Origin of the sequence: Novosphingobium sp. NBM11 (assembly GCF_015390225.1) — a bacterium.
Lineage (GTDB): Bacteria > Pseudomonadota > Alphaproteobacteria > Sphingomonadales > Sphingomonadaceae > Novosphingobium.
Window position 1 is genome coordinate 1,860,719 of the sequence record NZ_VUOG01000001.1, and the last position, 15,908, is coordinate 1,876,626.

Annotated in this window: 13 protein-coding genes; all 13 read right to left on the reverse strand. The window is 68.9% G+C overall.

Translation table 11 applies throughout. The annotated features are described in order from the left end of the window. Nucleotides 1-24: 24 nt before the first annotated feature. The 13 genes from F1640_RS08905 to F1640_RS08965 all read right to left on the reverse strand — a co-directional run bounded on the left by F1640_RS08905 (nt 25) and on the right by F1640_RS08965 (nt 15,889). Nucleotides 25-1,131: an NADH:flavin oxidoreductase/NADH oxidase gene (locus F1640_RS08905; RefSeq protein WP_194918793.1), complete on the reverse strand. Its 1,107-nt coding sequence runs from the start codon at nt 1,129-1,131 to the stop codon at nt 25-27. A 146-nt stretch (nt 1,132-1,277) separates the two neighbouring features. Then, complete coding sequence (locus F1640_RS08910; protein WP_194918794.1) at nt 1,278-2,159, reverse strand: transglutaminase family protein; 882 nt, start codon at nt 2,157-2,159, stop codon at nt 1,278-1,280. Between the two features lie 10 nt (nt 2,160-2,169). Further along, nucleotides 2,170-4,659, reverse strand: coding sequence for a circularly permuted type 2 ATP-grasp protein (locus F1640_RS08915; protein WP_194918795.1), 2,490 nt, complete (start codon nt 4,657-4,659; stop codon nt 2,170-2,172). Further along, nucleotides 4,659-8,075, reverse strand: a complete 3,417-nt coding sequence (locus F1640_RS08920; protein ID WP_194918796.1) for a DUF2126 domain-containing protein — start codon at nt 8,073-8,075, stop codon at nt 4,659-4,661. Before F1640_RS08920 ends, F1640_RS08915 begins: the two co-directional genes overlap by 1 nt. A 233-nt stretch (nt 8,076-8,308) precedes the next feature. Beyond that, nucleotides 8,309-9,463, reverse strand: a complete 1,155-nt coding sequence (locus tag F1640_RS08925; RefSeq protein WP_125954073.1) for a pyridoxal phosphate-dependent aminotransferase — start codon at nt 9,461-9,463, stop codon at nt 8,309-8,311. A 28-nt stretch (nt 9,464-9,491) separates the two neighbouring features. Beyond that, nucleotides 9,492-10,079 carry an NTP transferase domain-containing protein gene (locus F1640_RS08930; RefSeq protein WP_190287128.1) on the reverse strand — a complete coding sequence of 196 codons (588 nt, stop codon included), beginning with the start codon at nt 10,077-10,079 and terminating at the stop codon, nt 9,492-9,494. Next, nucleotides 10,072-11,070, reverse strand: coding sequence for an XdhC family protein (locus F1640_RS08935; protein ID WP_194918797.1), 999 nt, complete (start codon nt 11,068-11,070; stop codon nt 10,072-10,074). Before F1640_RS08935 ends, F1640_RS08930 begins: the two co-directional genes overlap by 8 nt. A 31-nt stretch (nt 11,071-11,101) precedes the next feature. After that, nucleotides 11,102-11,629: a cytochrome C gene (locus F1640_RS08940; RefSeq protein ID WP_194918798.1), complete on the reverse strand. Its 528-nt coding sequence runs from the start codon at nt 11,627-11,629 to the stop codon at nt 11,102-11,104. Between the two features lie 44 nt (nt 11,630-11,673). Further along, nucleotides 11,674-12,216 carry a methylamine dehydrogenase light chain gene (locus F1640_RS08945; RefSeq protein WP_124808098.1) on the reverse strand — a complete coding sequence of 181 codons (543 nt, stop codon included), beginning with the start codon at nt 12,214-12,216 and terminating at the stop codon, nt 11,674-11,676. 49 nt (nt 12,217-12,265) lie between these two features. After that, complete coding sequence (locus F1640_RS08950; RefSeq protein ID WP_124808097.1) at nt 12,266-12,868, reverse strand: methylamine utilization protein MauD; 603 nt, start codon at nt 12,866-12,868, stop codon at nt 12,266-12,268. A 4-nt stretch (nt 12,869-12,872) separates the two neighbouring features. Then, on the reverse strand, nt 12,873-13,448 hold the full coding sequence (locus F1640_RS08955; protein ID WP_194918799.1) for a MauE/DoxX family redox-associated membrane protein: 576 nt from the start codon (nt 13,446-13,448) through the stop codon (nt 12,873-12,875). Beyond that, nucleotides 13,445-14,629, reverse strand: a complete 1,185-nt coding sequence (locus F1640_RS08960) for an amine dehydrogenase large subunit (protein WP_124808095.1) — start codon at nt 14,627-14,629, stop codon at nt 13,445-13,447. Before F1640_RS08960 ends, F1640_RS08955 begins: the two co-directional genes overlap by 4 nt. A 120-nt stretch (nt 14,630-14,749) precedes the next feature. After that, the gene (locus tag F1640_RS08965; RefSeq protein ID WP_194918801.1) at nt 14,750-15,889 is read right to left on the reverse strand and encodes an MFS transporter; all 1,140 of its coding nucleotides are present in this window, start codon (nt 15,887-15,889) and stop codon (nt 14,750-14,752) included. Nucleotides 15,890-15,908: the final 19 nt, after the last annotated feature.

Genomic DNA, 15,908 nt, shown 5'->3' on the forward strand with positions numbered 1-15,908 from the left:
CTGCCCTTTTGCGTCGGCAACGCTTCAGCCCGCCGCGAAGAGATGGCGATACTGGTGCGGCTGGCAGCGAAGATACTGGTCCGCCGCATGGACCGAGGCGCCAAGATGGGCCGCCGCGTGCCAGGGCCAGCGCGGGTCGTAGAGGATGGTGCGCGCCAGCGCGACGAGGTCCGCATCGCCCGAAGCGACGATCTGTTCAGCCTGCTCGAACCCGGTGATGAGCCCGACCGCGATCACAGGAATGGAGACCGCCTGCTTGACCGCGCGCGCCAGCGGCACCTGATATCCGGGAGCCACGGGAATGGCCTGACGCGGATCGAGGCCGCCGCTGGAGACGTGGATCGCGGCCGCGCCCCGGCGCTCCAGTTCGCGCGCGAAGGCGACGGTCTGCTCCGCATCCCAGCCGCCGTCCACCCAGTCGGTGCCGGATACGCGGACCGTCACCGGGCGCTCCGCCGGAAAGGCGGCGCGCACCGCGTCGAACACTTCCAGCGGAAACCGCATCCGGTTCTCCAGGCTGCCGCCATAGGCATCGTCCCGCCGGTTCGAAAGCGGCGACAGGAACTCGTGCAGCAGATAGCCGTGCGCGCCGTGAATCTGCACGGCATCGATACCGATCCGCGCCGCGCGCCGCGCCGCTTCGGCAAAGGCATCGCGGATGCGGTCCATCCCGGCGCGGTCGAGCGCCAGCGGCGGGTTCTCTCCGGCGGCGAACGGAACGGCGGAAGGCGCCTCGGTCTGCCAGCCGTTGTCCGCGTCCGGCGCGATCTGGCCCTTGCCCAGCCACGGCTTGTCGGTCGAAGCCTTGCGCCCGGCATGCCCCAGCTGGATGGCGATGGGCATCGGCGAATAGCGGCGCAGGCTTTCCACCACACGGGCCATCGCCGCCTCGGTCCGGTCATCCCACAGGCCAACGTCGGCATAGCTGATCCGCCCTTCCGGCAGCACCGCGGTCGCCTCGATCGTCAGCACGCCCGCGCCCGATTGGGCAAGATTGCCGAGGTGCATGAGGTGCCAGTCGGTCATCTCGCCATCGACGGCAGAATACTGGCACATCGGCGCGATCACGATGCGGTTGGAAAGCGAAAGCCCGCCGATATCAAGCGGTTCGAACAACGTGGGGTGCGCCATGCGCCTGTCTCCTGTTCCGGGCAGCATGGCCCGATCGCGCGAAGATAGGAAGCTGCTCCGGGATTGCACCCGCTGCCTGCGCGCAATTCCGCTTGCCGGCGCAAAAGGTTTACTCTCCCGCTGGATCGGCCCCGCGCCCACCCCGTTCAATCGACCGGAACAACGTCCACGGCAACAGTCATGTTCTGGCTTCCGCCGCCCAGAAACACGCCGTCGATCGGGGCGACGTCGGCATAGTCGCGCCCCATCGCGGTGAAGATGTGATCGGTGCCCGCGAAGATCGCGTTGGTGGGATCGAAGCCGACCCAGCCCAATTCGTCCCCGCACCACAGGTTGACCCAGGCGTGCATGGCGTCGGCGCCAACCAGCCTCGGTTTGCCGGGCGGCGGCAGCGTGCGGAGATAACCGCTGACATAGGCCGCGGGAATGCCGTGCGCGCGCGCCGCCACGATCATGATGTGGGCGAAGTCCTGGCAGACGCCGCGGCGCAGGCGGAACGCCACGTCGGGCGGCGTATCCGCTACCGTGGCGCTGCCATCGTACTTGAACTCGCCATGGATCGCTTCCATCAGCGCCCGCCCGGCGGCCAGCGTGGGCGTTCCGGGGGTGAAGAACCGGGTTGCCCAGCCCGCGATCTCGGGCGAAATCTGCGCCACCGTGGAACCGTAGAGATAACCGGCGGGGCTGGTGGACGACAGATCGCGCCGCACCAGCGTGCGTTCGCGCACTTGCGCCACGGTGGGGCTGACCGCCATGTCGAGCGAAAAGCACGGCGGCGCCACTTCCACGCGGAACCGGGCCTCGATCGACAGCTTCTTCAGCGGCGCATCGATCGATAGGCGCGCGCGGTTGACCACCCAAGGCCCGCTTTCCTGCTGGATCGCGGACGGCGCCGGATCGATGTTCAGCGCATAATCGCGCAGGATCTGTCCCGGCCACGACGCCGGCTTCAGGCGCAGGTTGAAGCGCGCCAGACGCACGCCGCCCGCGTATTGCACGGTGGTGAGATGCCGGACATCGTAGATCATCGCCAGACCATCATACCAGCAGATTGCTGCGCACCACGGGTTCGGACCGTTCGAACTGCAGGAAGTATCGCGCGGAAATCGCTTCGGACAGAGTCAGCAGGCGCCGTTCCGTCTCGCCCAGCAGGCTGTCATCGACGGCATCGATCGTCAGGCTGAGGAACGGCGCAAGCGCGGCGCGCGTTTCGCGCAAGGGCGCTTCGGGCAGGTTGTCCTCGCCAAGCGCCGGCAAGGCAGTGACATGCGCGGCCAGCGTCTGCAACTGGAACACCAGCGACCGCGGATTTTCCGCATCGAGCAGCAACAGGTCCAGCACCGGATCGCGCAACGGCACGCTGAGATAGCGCGACCGGTAGGTGATCTGGCTGTCGCACAGGTCCAGCAGCGCGCCCAGCGCATCGGCTTCCGGCAGCACGCCCAGCTGGCGCGTCATCCGGCAGACCGCGAGCGCGCGTTCCAGCCGCCGGCCGATGTCGAGGAAGCGCCAGGCCGGCCCGCGCACCATGTCCTCCGCGCCCAGCCCGGCGAGCGCGCCGAACCGTTCCACCAGTTCCCGCGCCACGCGCAACAGGGCGCCGGGGCGGTGCGAATCCAGCTTGGGCATCGGCCGGCTGGCGATGCGCCAGAAATCGGGCGCGAACCGGTCGCGCAACGACAGGCCGACGCTGCGGATATTCCCCAGCAGCGTGCTGACGCTGCCCGGCAGCCCGCCGTCGCCCAGCGCGATGCGGCAGGCCTCGTGCGCGGACAGCTTCTGGTCCTTCGCCCGGATCGCGCCCCACAGGAACAGCAGCTCCACGAGCTTTTCGCGCACGGCGGGGTTGATGCCCCCGCCCGCATCGACCTCGATCGAACTGCCCAGGATCGAACGGACGATCCGCACCGTCATTTCCGCGCGCTCACAATAGCGGCCGAACCAGAACAGGTTGTCGGCCGCCTGGCTGGCGAGGATGCCGCCGCCACGCCGGATCGCCGGGGCATCACCCAGGGTGGTCGAGCCATAGTCCGGCACCGCCGCCGCATCGACCACGCAGACGTCGGCCGAGAGATCGCCTTCGCCCATGAGCGAGGTGAGCAGCCCGCCCGATGAGGCCAGCCGCGCGAATCCGCCGGGCATGACGGTCCATTCGCCATCCGGCCCGCGCGCCACGAACGCGCGCAGCGTGAACGGGCGCGGCTCGAACCGATCCCCCACCAGCGCAGGCGTGGTGGAAAGGTGGACGATTTCCTGCCCGCAGTAGTCCATCGGACGCCGCTGCATCGCATCGAACAGCAGGTCGCGTGCGGAAGGGGAAAGGCTTGCCCCGGCCACGCCGCGCACGTCCTCCAGTCCCTCGACCGGCTGGCCGAACGCCGGCGTGATGACGAACTCGTCGAACCGGGCGCGCACGATATCGGCTTCCACCGGTTGCCCGCACCACCAGGTCGCGATGTTCGGCAGCAGCGGTTCCTCGCCCAGAAGGGTGCGGCACAGGCGCGGCATGAACGCGGCGAAGGCCGGCGCCTCCAGCAATTCCACGCCCGGCCAGTTGGTCATTTCCAGCCCGCCCGAAGCCCAGGCATCGAACATGTCGGGCACGCCGATGGTGGACCGCGCATCGAAGCTCAGCGGATCGAGCGCGTTGGTGTCGATCCAGCGCCACACCGCGTCGATCCGCTTCGGCCCGGCGATCGTGCGGATGTAGAGCCGGTCGTCGATCACCGTCAGATCGCGCCCTTCCACCAGCGGAAAGCCCAGATAGCGCGCGAGATGGGCCTGTTCCGGATAGCTCTGGTTGAACCGGCCGGGCGTGAGCAGCGCGATGCGCGGGCTTTCGCGTTGGCAATCGCGGGCAATTCCCGCGCGCAGATCGCCGAAGAAGCGCGCGACACGCCGGGCGTTGATGTCCGACAGCAGCGTGCCGGTGCCGCGTGACAGGGCCAGGCGGTTCTCCAGCGCATAGCCGATGCCGTTGGCCAGCCGCAGCCGATCCCCCAGCACGCGCCACTGGCCGCGCGGCCCCCGCGCCAGATCGACCGCGTAGACATGGAGGTAATGATCCGCGCGCGGCTTCAGCCCGACCATGTTGCGCGCGAAATAACGGCTGCCAGCGATCACGGCGGCGGGCAGGAAACCATCGTCCACCAGCCGCTGTGGGCCGTAAATGTCCGCCACAAGCTGTTCGAGCAGCCGCGCGCGCTGGATCAGCCCGCGTTCCACGTCCGCCCATTCCTGCGCGCCGATCAGCAGCGGCATCGGCGTCAGCGGCCATTCGCGCTCGTCGTCATCGCCGGCGATGCGGAAGCTCATGCCCATGTCCTGGATCTGGCGCGCGACCAGTTCCTGCACCGAAAGGCCCGATTCCGCCGCCAGCGAGGACAGGCCGTTGGCCATGGCCACCCACTTTTCCGCGACATCGCCCGAGGCATGGCGAAACAGGTCGCCCGCATCGACGTCGACCGGATAGTCCTGCAACCGGTTGGTGGCCGGGGCGGGCGGCGCTGCGTTCTCGACCAGCGCCATCAGATCAGATGCGCGGGACGCCTGAGATCGAGCGACATCGGAAACTCCCCTGCTGCTTCCTCGGCCGGAATGGCCTGACTGCCCGGCGAATGGCCGTGATCCTGGAAGCGCGCCTTGCGCCGGGCTTCCGCCTCATAACCGTTGACCGGCACGGTATCATAGTTGCGCCCGCCCGGATGCGCCACATGATAGACGCATCCCCCCAGCGAACGGCCGTTCCACGTATCGAGGATGTCGAACGTCAGCGGCGCGTGGGCCGGCATCATCGGGTGCAGGCAGTTGGCGGGGAACCACGCCTTGTAGCGCACCCCGGCCACGGCCTCGCCCGGAACGCCGGTCGGCTGCAAGGGCAGCCGCCGCCCGTTGCAGGCGATCACGTGGCGGCCCGGCACCAGCCCGCTGGCGCGGATCTGCAAGCGTTCGGTGGAGCTGTCGACATAGCGCACCGTGCCGCCGATCGCGCCGGTTTCGCCCAGCACGTTCCACGGCTCCAGCGCGTGCGCCACTTCAAGCTGCACGCCGCCGCCCTCGACCGCGCCGTGCACCGGGAAGCGGAACTGGCGCTGCGCCTCGAACCACACCGGATCGAAATCGTACCCGGCACCGCGCAGATCGGCCAGCACGTCGAGGAAATCGGCCCAGACGTAGTGCGGCAGCATGAAGCGGTCATGCAACTGCGTGCCCCAGCGCACCAGCGGCCCGTCCTGCGGCTGCTTCCAGAACCACGCGGCCAGCGCCCGCAACAGCAATTGCTGCGCCAGGCTCATGCGGGCGTCGGGCGGCATCTCGAACCCGCGGAACTCGACCAGGCCCAGCCGGCCGGTGGGGCCATCGGGCGAAAACAGCTTGTCGATGCAGATTTCGGTGCGGTGGGTATTGCCCGTCACGTCGACCAGCAGGTTGCGGAACAGGCGGTCTACCACCCAGGCGGGCGGTGGCGGCTGGTCCGGCCCGTGATTCGGGTTGGGCACCTGCGCCAGCGCGATCTCCAGTTCATAGAGCGCATCGTGCCGCGCTTCGTCGATGCGCGGGGCCTGGCAGGTCGGGCCGATGAACATGCCCGAAAACAGGTAGCTGAGCGCGGGATGGCGCTGCCAGTAGAGCACGAAGCTCTTGAGCAGGTCCGGCCGGCGGATGAACGGCGAATCGAGCAGGGTCGGCCCGCCCAGCACGATGTGGTTGCCGCCGCCGGTGCCGACGGAGCGGCCATCGACCATGAACTTGTCCGCCGTCAGCCCCACCTCGCGCGCGCATTCGTACAGCGTCTCGGTGATGTCCACCGCTTCGCGCCACGATTTTGCCGGCTGGATGTTCACTTCGATCACGCCGGGATCGGGGGTAATCTTCAGCACCGTCAGGCGCGGATCGGGTGGCGGGGGATAGCCCTCGATCCGGATCGGCACGCGCGTTTCCTCGGCGACCTGCTCCACCGCCGCGATCAGGTCGAGATAGTCGTCCAGCGATTCCACGGGCGGCAGGAACACGGACAAGTAGCCGTCCTTCGGCTCCACCGTCAGCGCGGTGCGGACCGCGCCTTCGATCGCAACCTGTTCGATCCGGCGCTGCGCCGTCCCCGCCGGACCTTCCACGGCGATGCTGGCCTGTTCGACGGCGGCTTCTGGCGGTGTCGCCGCGTCGCGCACCTGGTGCCCGCGCTCCGCCACTTGCGCGCGGAAATCGGCGAGCGGTTCGCGCGGCTCGGCGGTGTCGCGCGGGTGGATATAGGGATAGTCGGACGGCGGCACGAACGGCAGCGATCCCAGCGGCAGGCGATAGCCCAGCGCGCTATCGCCCGGCACCGCATAGAGCGCGCCGCGCCGCACTTTCCAGCGTTCGCTCTGCCAGCGCGTCACCCGCGATGGCGCGGCATGCCAGCGCTGCACCGGCAGGACATAGCCCACGGGCTTGGTCAGTCCGCGCTGGAACGTGCGCATGAAGCGCTGCCGGGCTTCCGGATCGTCCAGCTGCGGATCGGTGGGGCTGGTGTTGGCGGGTAGCTCCGCCTCTTTCACGATCCATTCGACCGCGTCTTCATAGACCGGCTGGACGAACTCCTCCTCCACCCCCAGATTGCGCGCGGCTGTGGTCAGGAACACCTGAGCCATCGCGGCATCGGGTTGCGGCGCCCCGGCCTCGGCCTCCGCAGTAGCCGGATGCTCCTGCGGCGGTCTTTCCCCGGCGATCAGCGACGGATCGCGCCAGATCGGCACGCCATCGGCGCGCCAGTAGATCGCATAGCCCCAGCGCGGCAGGCTTTCGCCAGGATACCACTTGCCTTGCCCGTGGTGGAGCAGCGATCCCGGCGCGAACCGTTCGCGCAGCAGGCGGATCAGCCGGTCGGCATAGGCGGCCTTGGTCGGGCCGACCGCCGCGCTGTTCCATTCGGGCGCCTCGAAATCGTCGTCGGCGATGAAGGTCGGCTCGCCGCCGATCGTGAGCCGCACGTCGCCAGCCGCCAGATCGGCATCCACCTTGTCGCCCAGCGCGAGCAGGGCATCCCAGCGCGCGTCGGTGAAGGGCTTGGTGATCCGCACCGCTTCCTGGATGCGCGAGACTTCCATTTCGAACCGGAAGTCCGAATGAACCGGCTCCATCACCACGCCTTCGATCGGCGCGGCGGAGCGGTAGTGCGGCGTGGCGCAGAGCGGGATGTGGCCTTCGCCGGCGAAGAGGCCCCAGGTGGCGTCCAGCCCGATCCAGCCCGCGCCGGGAACATAGACTTCCGCCCAGGCGTGCAGGTCGCAGATGTCCTGCGACACGCCCTTCGGCCCGTCGACCGCGACCACATCGGGCGTCAGCTGGATCGAATAGCCCGAGACGAACCGCGCGGCGAAACCCAGCGTGCGCAGCAATTGCACCAGCAACCACGCCGAATCGCGGCACGATCCGGTGCCGATCTCCAGCGTTTCCTCGGGCGCCTGCACGCCCGGCTCCATGCGGATCACATAGCCGACGGTCTGGTTGACCGCCTGGTTGATTTCCACGAGGAAATCGATCGTGCGGCCCTGATGGCCCCGGAACCGATCGGCCAGCGCCGCGAACAACGCGCCTTGCGGCTCGGTCTCGAAATAGGCGGCAAGGTCCGACGCCAGCGCCGGAGCATAGGCGAACGGATATTCCTCGGCGTATTCCTCGACGAAGAAGTCGAACGGGTTGATCACCGCCAGTTCGGCCAGCAGGTCCACCTCGATCTGGAAATGGTCCACCGGCTCGGGAAACACGATCCGCGCCTGCCAGTTGCCCAGCGGGTCCTGCTGCCAGTTCAGGAAGTGGTTGGGCGGGCTGATCTTCAGCGAATAGTTGGGCACCGCCGTGCGGCTGTGCGGAGCCGGTCGCAGGCGGATGACCTGCGGCCCCAGCATGACCGGCTTGTTGTAGGAATAGCGCGTGAGGTGATGGAGACCCGCCTTGATCATGGTTGGGGACAGTGCGCCAAACAATGCTGCACCGCAACACGTAATGCCGCCGTCACGGGCAAAAATCGGGGCTTGTCGGTTTTGCGAACGTAGGAGCGCAGAAGGCCCACCCCGCTGCGACTAACGCCGCCTGCGGCGACGCAAGTCTCGCTCCCCTCCCGCTTGCGGGAGGGGCTATCCCTTCTTCTCCCCTCCCGCTTGCGGGAGGGGCTGGGGGTGGGAAACCTGCCCCCTCAGGCCGAGACGGCGCGCGCTTCCGCCGTGCGCGCCGCGAACCACGGTCGCATCCGCTCGATCGCGTCGATCACCCGGTCGGTCGATACCGCGAAGCTGATGCGGATAAACCGGTGCCCCTCCACCGGATCGAAATCGATACCCGGCGCGGTGGCGACGCCGGTTTCCTCCAGCAGGCGGATGCAGAAGGCCAGGCTGTCGTCGGTCAGGTGGCCGATATCGGCATAGATGTAGAACGCGCCATCGGGCGGGGCGATGCGGCCCAGCCCCATGCCCGGCAGCGCCGCCAGCAACAGATCGCGGTTGCGCGCATAAGTGGCGACATGGCCTTCGAGTTCGTCGCGACAATCGAACGCGATCAGCCCGGCGTGCTGCGCCAGCACCGGCGGCGTCAGGAACAGGTTGCCCATCCGCGCCCGCGCCTGGTCCACCAGCGCGGCGGGCACCACCACCCAGCCCAGCCGCCAGCCGGCCATGCTGAAATACTTGGAGAAGCTGTTGACCACGATCGCCTGGCGGTCTTCGGCCAGCATCGACACCGCCGGCGCGCCATAGGTGATGCCGTGGTAGATCTCGTCCGAGATCACGCGGATGCCCTTGCGGCGGCAGACCTCGGCGATCGCGGCCAGTTCGGCGGGTTCGATCACCGTGCCGGTGGGATTGGCGGGGCTGGCCAGGATCAGCCCGTCGGGGACCGGGTCCAGCGCGTCGAGCGCGGCGGCGGTCACCTGGTAGCGCTCCGCCTCGCCACAGGGCAGTTCCACCGGTTCCATGTGCAGCGCGCGCAGGTTGTTGCGATAGGCGACATAGCCGGGCCGCGCGATGGCGACGCGCGCGCCGGGATCGAACAGCAGCGACAGCGCCAGCACCAGCCCCGGCGATGCCCCGCAGGTCAACACGATCTGTTCGGGATCGATCACCGCGCCGCAGGTTTCCTGATAGTGCCGGGCGATCCGCGCTTTCAGCTTCGGGCTTTCCCAGTAGCCCATGGGATCGGTATCGAGCACATGGTGCGCGGCGGCGATCGCTTCGGCGGGCGCGCCGGTGGAAGGCTGGCCGAACTCCATGTGGATGATCGAACGCCCCTCCGTGCCCAGGCGATGGGCGATGCGGCTGACGGCAATGGCGTGAAATGGCTCTAGGCGGGCGGTCATGCCCTGCCGACTAGCACGGCCCCCCGCATCACAGAAGGCCGGACCGCAAAAGACTCTGGGCGCGCGCCAGGTCTTCGGGCCGGTCCACGTCCAGTTCCGCCCCCGGTGGCAGCGGCAGGCAAGGCGCGTCCGCCAGCAGCGCGCCCGCGCCCCGGTCCCCGGACAGGGCCTCCAGCGCGCCGAAGTGCCTCGCGCCGAACAGAGCCGGCGGCATGCGTTGCCCCCCCGCGCCGCTGGCGATGCGGTCCCCGTCGAACGCCGAAACCAGCGCCGCGGCATGGGCGGCCGGCACCAGCGGCATATCCGCCAGCGCAATCAGCACACCGCGTGCGCCCGCTGCCCGCGCCGCCGCCACGCCGATCGCCAGCGAGCGGGATTGCGGCGCGTGGGGAGAATCGAGCGGCAGGGTCGTCCAGCCGAGCGGAGCAAGGGCGGGCGTATCCTCGCGCACGACGGCAAAATGCTGGGCGAAGGGCAAGCCGGCCAACATGGCGGCCGCATGGAAGGCTACAGGCCGTCCCTCCAGATCCGCGTCCAGCTTGGCTCCACCGAACCGCGTGCCCCGTCCTGCCGCCAGCAGGATGACCGCGATGCCCGCAAAATCCGGATCAGCCACGCAGCGTGGCGGTCGGGTCGGCGGCGGCTGGTTGCGCCCTGGCGGTCGTCCATTCGACACCGCCGGCGCAGGCCTGATAATCCTGCACCACCTCGCCCAGGATCGACAGCGCCAGAGTGGCCGGATCGCGCGTGGACGGAATCAGGCCGATCGAGCCGCGCAAGGCATCGATCCGCGATTCCGGCACGCCTGCCGCGCGCAGCATGTCCACCCGCGCGCGGTGTGTCCGCCGGCTGCCGATCGCGCCGTGGTAGAAGGCCGGCGCGGCCAGCGCGCGCGGCAGCAGAGCCTCTTCCCAATCGTGGTCGTGGAACAGAAAGACGATCGCCGTCCACGCATCGCTTTCGAAAGCGACTTCCGCCGTGCGCGACGCCATCGGATGGACCGCCATCGCCCCGGCGGCTTCCCGCATCAACGGATCGCGTTCGGGCGCATGCGCGATGACCTCGATGCCGAACGCCATGGCCAGCCGGGCGAGCGCAGCAAGGTCTTCGCCCTGCCCCACCGCCACCAGCCGCAGTGGCGGCACGTAGTGCTGCACAAACGCGTCCGCACTCCATCCTGCCGGGGCATCGGCCACGGCAGGCGCGGCCCCCGCGACGCCGAGCGCGAGCGCCATCGGTTCGCGTCGGGCCAGCGCCCCCAGCACGGCCACGATCGATCGCGAATCGCGGCAGGGCGTGAACAACAGGTCGATGCCCCCGCCGCAAGGCAGGCGGATATCGATATAGGGCGATCCGGAACCATAGCGGATGACCCGCCCCTCGCCGCGCGCCAGCACGTCCAGCGCCTCGGCGATCACCGCGGCCTCGATGCAACCGCCCGAGAACGAACCGGCGTGGCGGCCATCGGCCAGCACCGCCATCTGCGTGCCGATCGCGCGCGAAGACGTGCCCTCGATGCCCGCCAGCGTCACCAGCACGCCATCGATTCCGTCGGCCGCGCCGCGCACCAGCAGGCGCAGGATGTCGATGGGGGTGGGCGCGATCATCGGCGCCGCTTACCACATTCCCGAGCCTGGGTCACTTGGTCTCGCCCGGATAGAGCAGGCCGAGCGAGGCCGGCGCGCGGCACTTGCGGATCGCGTCGGCGGCATGGCGGGCGCGTTCGGCGGTCAGCGAGGCCGAATCCATCACCAGCGGCCGTTCGCGCGTCACTTCCGCGCCCGTGAACGGCCTGGTCCCCGGCGGCACGCTGCCCGCGCCGATCACGAAGACCACGTAGTTCATCATGTCCGCCAGTTCCGCGTTATCCTTGATCCGGCTGTGCGCGATATTGGGCAGGCGCAGCAGATAGGCGCGCGATTGCGGCGTGCACATGAACCAGCCGACGCGGCCGAACAGTTCGGGCAGCGGCGCGGGCGCGGATTTGCCCTGCACCCCATGGCAGCCGGCGCAGTGCTCGACATAGTCCGACCGCGCCAGTTCCGGATCGACCATCACCTCCGCCGGCGTGAGCTGGGCCGGCGTCGCGCGCACGTCCGCGCGCCCGACGGCACAGGCCAGCGCCAACAGCGCCAGGCAGAAAACGGGCCAGGAACGAAACGCCATGCCGCCAATATCCCTCTGCGCGGTCCGTTCGCGCAATCGCCCGGTCAGGCCGGGCCGACAAGCACAGCGGTGGAGCAGTGGTATTCCATGCTGCTCGTGCCGAAGCACCAGATCACGTCGTTGTTGAGCTGCGGCACGTAGAGCTGCGTCTCGCGGTCGGTATTGTTGCAATCGCACTGCATGCAGTACGCCTTGCCGCAGCAATCGCGATAGGCGATCAGGTAGGACTTGCCGTCATCGGGATTGACGCAGGTGCCCACCCACGAAACCGGCGAAGGTTCCGCGCCGGGCGGGCAGGTGTGGATGCCGCCGCCGCAGCAGGTGCAGAGCGAACCGTCGATCGCGCAATAGCGCCAGTAATCGCACTTGGTGTTGTCCTTGCTCTGCGCCACGCGGGCGAAAGCGGTCTTGCCTTCGCCCGACCGGTCAGGCTTGGCCGCCTCGGCCCGGCTGACCGGCAGCAGCGGAAACACCGGGGCGGCCACCAGCGCCGCGCCCAGCCGTGCCAGGATGCCACGGCGCGAGGTGCCGCCCGCGAAACGGCGAAGCAGCGTTTCGCCCATGGCGTCCGCATCGAACTTCTTCATGACCATGCCCCCTTGAAATTGTCCGCGCGGGCAAGCCGCGCCACAGCCATCACGCCACTTCCGCCTTCAGGCTTCCGATATAGTCCTGCACCGAACGGACGCCCATCTCGTGCGCGATCACCAGGCTCTCCAGGTGTTCGCGGCTGTTGACCAGCCCCTTGGACAGCACCGTGCCATCGGCGTCGAGCAGCACCGCGTAAGGCAGCTTGCCCACCTCGAACGCCTGCCCCACGTCCGGCCCGTTGATGAACTGGTACGATCCCAGGCCGTGCTGTTCGATCATCCCGCGCTGCACCGCCGGATCGTCGTCCCCCACGAAGATCAGCTGCACGCGCTCGTCGCGCGCGAACGACTTGGCCATCGGAATCAGCCCCTTGCACAGCGGGCAGGCGGCCGACACGAACATCAGCAGGCGCAGCGCCGATCCGGGCGCGGCGCCACCGACGGTCACCGCCGCGCCTTCGAGCGTCCGCGCCGGAATGGCGGCCGATCGCGCGCCCACCGAAGGTCCGCCCGCCGTGGTCAAGGCCCCGGCCGGCGCCACGCGCATGTGCAGCACGCCCACCTGCCGCGCCAGCGCCAGCACGGCGACGACGAGCGCGAGGACCACGCCCCACGAAATGACCTGCGAAACGATAAGCGCCGTCAGCATGGGCTCACCTCCGTTTGATTCCAGCGTTGACTCTGGCCGCGACGGGCGAGACAGCCAGCGCGGCGATGGCGTTGAACAGCAGATAGAGAACGAACAGGCTGAGGCCGCCCGCCAGGGCGGTGGCCAGCTCGAAGCCGGTGGACGGCAGCGCGGCGGGCAGGCGCAAGGCCGCCAGTGCCATCAGCACGATATTGCGCGCCACCAGCGGCCAGCCCAGCGTCTGGCGCAATTGCGACCGCCCGCAGCCGCAGTCGATCGAGCGCCGCCCGCGCCCGATGTTCACCGCCATCGCCGCTGCGAACAGCCCGAGCAGGAGCAGCGCCGGCACCACGGCCAGGCGCGGCCCGCCCGCCAGCAACGCCACCCCCAGCGCCAGTTCCGCCCACGGCAGCACCGCCGCCACGGGTGCGACCAGCACATCGGGCAGCAGCCGGTAATTGGCGATCACACCGGGCAGCACATCGCGATGGAGCAGCTTCGACAGGCCCGCATGCACGAAGACCAGACCAGTGCCGAACGCGCCGGCCAGCCCCGCGACGCGCAGGCCCGATACCGCAAGATCGGCGGCGACAGCGCTCACCGCGCGTCCGTAACCGTGATCACGCCGCTGCCGGCACGGTCGAGCTTGAGCGTTTCGTCCCAGGTCTTCAGGTCAATCACATGGACCGTGCCACCCTCGCCGCCGGAATACATCAGCTTGGGCGCAGCCTCCTGCGTCACCTCGATCGTGGTAGCCGGATCGGTGATCGGCACGCGCTTCACCACTTTCTTCGCCGCGAGATCGACGTCCCAGATTTCGGTGCCGCCGGCCTTGTGCGTCCAGTATTCGCCCGGGTGCATCAGCACGAAGAGGTGGCCGGACGCGCGGTGGAGCGCCATCGGCTGCCCCCCGCCGGGATACCAGTTGACGTCGAGCGGCTTGGTGTCGCCCGCGCGCAGCCCGGCCGCCACCTGGATCGAGAAGGGCTCGGAAACCGTCGGCGCCGCCGCCATCTTCGCGGTATAGATCTTGCCGGTGTAGGACAGGAAAACCGCTTGCTGCTTCGTCTTGTCGTAGATCAGGTTGTCGAAGATCGGATCGTCGGTCGCCGAAAAGAACGGAGCCGAATGGGTGATCGCGGGCTTCGCGGCACCCGCCGTGACCGTTGCCAGCGAACCATCGGCGCAGAGCGCGGAGAAGCCGGCGCCGGGATTGGGGATAAGGCTAGCGCAACCCGGCAGCTCGATCGCGCGCAGGAACTTGCGCTTTTCCAGATCGACCACGCTGACCGACGACGCGGGGCTGAAGTTATAGACGAAACCCAGCTTGCCGTCGTCGCTCAGGATGAAGTCCTGCTTGCGGCCGCCGATCAGCAGCCGGCCGGGAATCGGGATTTCGGCCTGCAGCTTGAGATTGGTCGAATCATAGACCGTGACCATGTCCTGCCGCGTGCCGCGATTGCCCTTGCTCCAGATCGTTTCGGCCACGTAGTAGAACTTGCCCGCCGGATCGATCGCCATGTCCGCCAGAAGCGCCGTCTGCACCAAACCCAGCATCTTGCCGTTGCCGGTGTCGTAGATCGCGGTGCCGGGGAACACGAAACCCCGGTTCACGAAAATCCAGCCCGGCTTGGGCGGCGTGATCGCGGCGACGTCCGACTCTTCGGGCTCCGTGGGATTGGCGGTGTCGGCCAAGGCCTGCGGCGCGTCGATCACCGACAGCGCGAGGCAGGCGGCAAGCGTCGGGATGGCGGAAAGCATGCGGCTGGCAATGGATTTCATCTGACCTTGACCCCCTTCGGTTGCGACGGCCGATGCGGCGCCTTCACCATGCGCCTTGCCCCCGCAAGATAGCATGGCGCTGCGTCGTCGGATGAAGGTTTGACGCCCGTCCAGTTTTAGTCAAGCGCCTATAGGGGCTGGCGCGCCACCCTTTTGAGGACTCGCGCCGGTCGCACCCGCAAATCCGGCGCGGACCGCCCAGCCGACCGAGACCAGCCCTCCCGTCAGGGCCAGCGCCACGCCGATCAGCAACCCCTCGCGCCCGAACAGCGCCATCATCGCCGTTCCCAGCAACGGCCCGGCGATCAGCCCAAGACTGTGCGTGCAGGCCACGAACACGCGAAAGCGCGAATCCCGGCTCGACGCCGTCGCCAGCCCGGAGCAGCGGATGATGATCGCGGTGGAACCGATGTTGAGCAGCACGATCGACGCGACATAGGCGCCGTCCGCCCCCGGCACCGTCAGCACCACCGGCGAAGCGAGCGCTAGCCCGGACAGCAGGGCGGTGACCGGCAGCGGCACCAGCAGCCGTTCGCGCATCACCGCCACCGCGGTCAGCGCGCCGACGACGGAGCCGATCGCCACGGCCTGCCCGATCGTGCGATCGGCGATACCCGCGCGCGTGGCCAGCGCGGCCGAGAAGCTCCACACCAGCATCGTCGAACAGATGAACCAGAAGGTTGCCGCGGCCAGCGCCCAGCCGGCGACCGGCACCGCGCTCCTTCCCGCGGCGATGCCGGACGGGCTATCGATCATCGATGCCGACCGCACGAACGGCACCAGCACCACCAGCGCGAGTGCCGGCACCAGCGCCATCGCCATCAGCGCGGTTTTTGCGCCGGCCGCCAGCATCAGCTCGGGCAAGGCCAGCGAAACCAGCGTCGAGAGAATGAGCTGGGTCAGATAGACCGCGCCATAGGCCTTGCTGGGGCGGTGCGCGGCATAGGCCGCCATGGTGGTGGCATAGACCACCCCCATCGCCAGGCCATAGCCGGCGCGGCACGCGAGAACGGTCGCCAGGCTGCCGGCCAGCGCCGTCGCCACGCTGCACAGGAATGCCAACACGGCCGCCGCCACAACGCTTCCTCGGGGCAGGACCGGCCCCAGCCACCAGACCGTCAGCGCGCCCAGCGCGGAGCCGGCCTGGGTAAAGCCCACGACCAGCCCGTGCGCCTCCAGCGGCACGGGCCGCGCATCGCTCAACACCGTCAGGTAGATCGGATCGATTCCGGGTTGCAGGCATCCCAGCGCGGCCGCCATCGAGGCCGCCCCGACACCC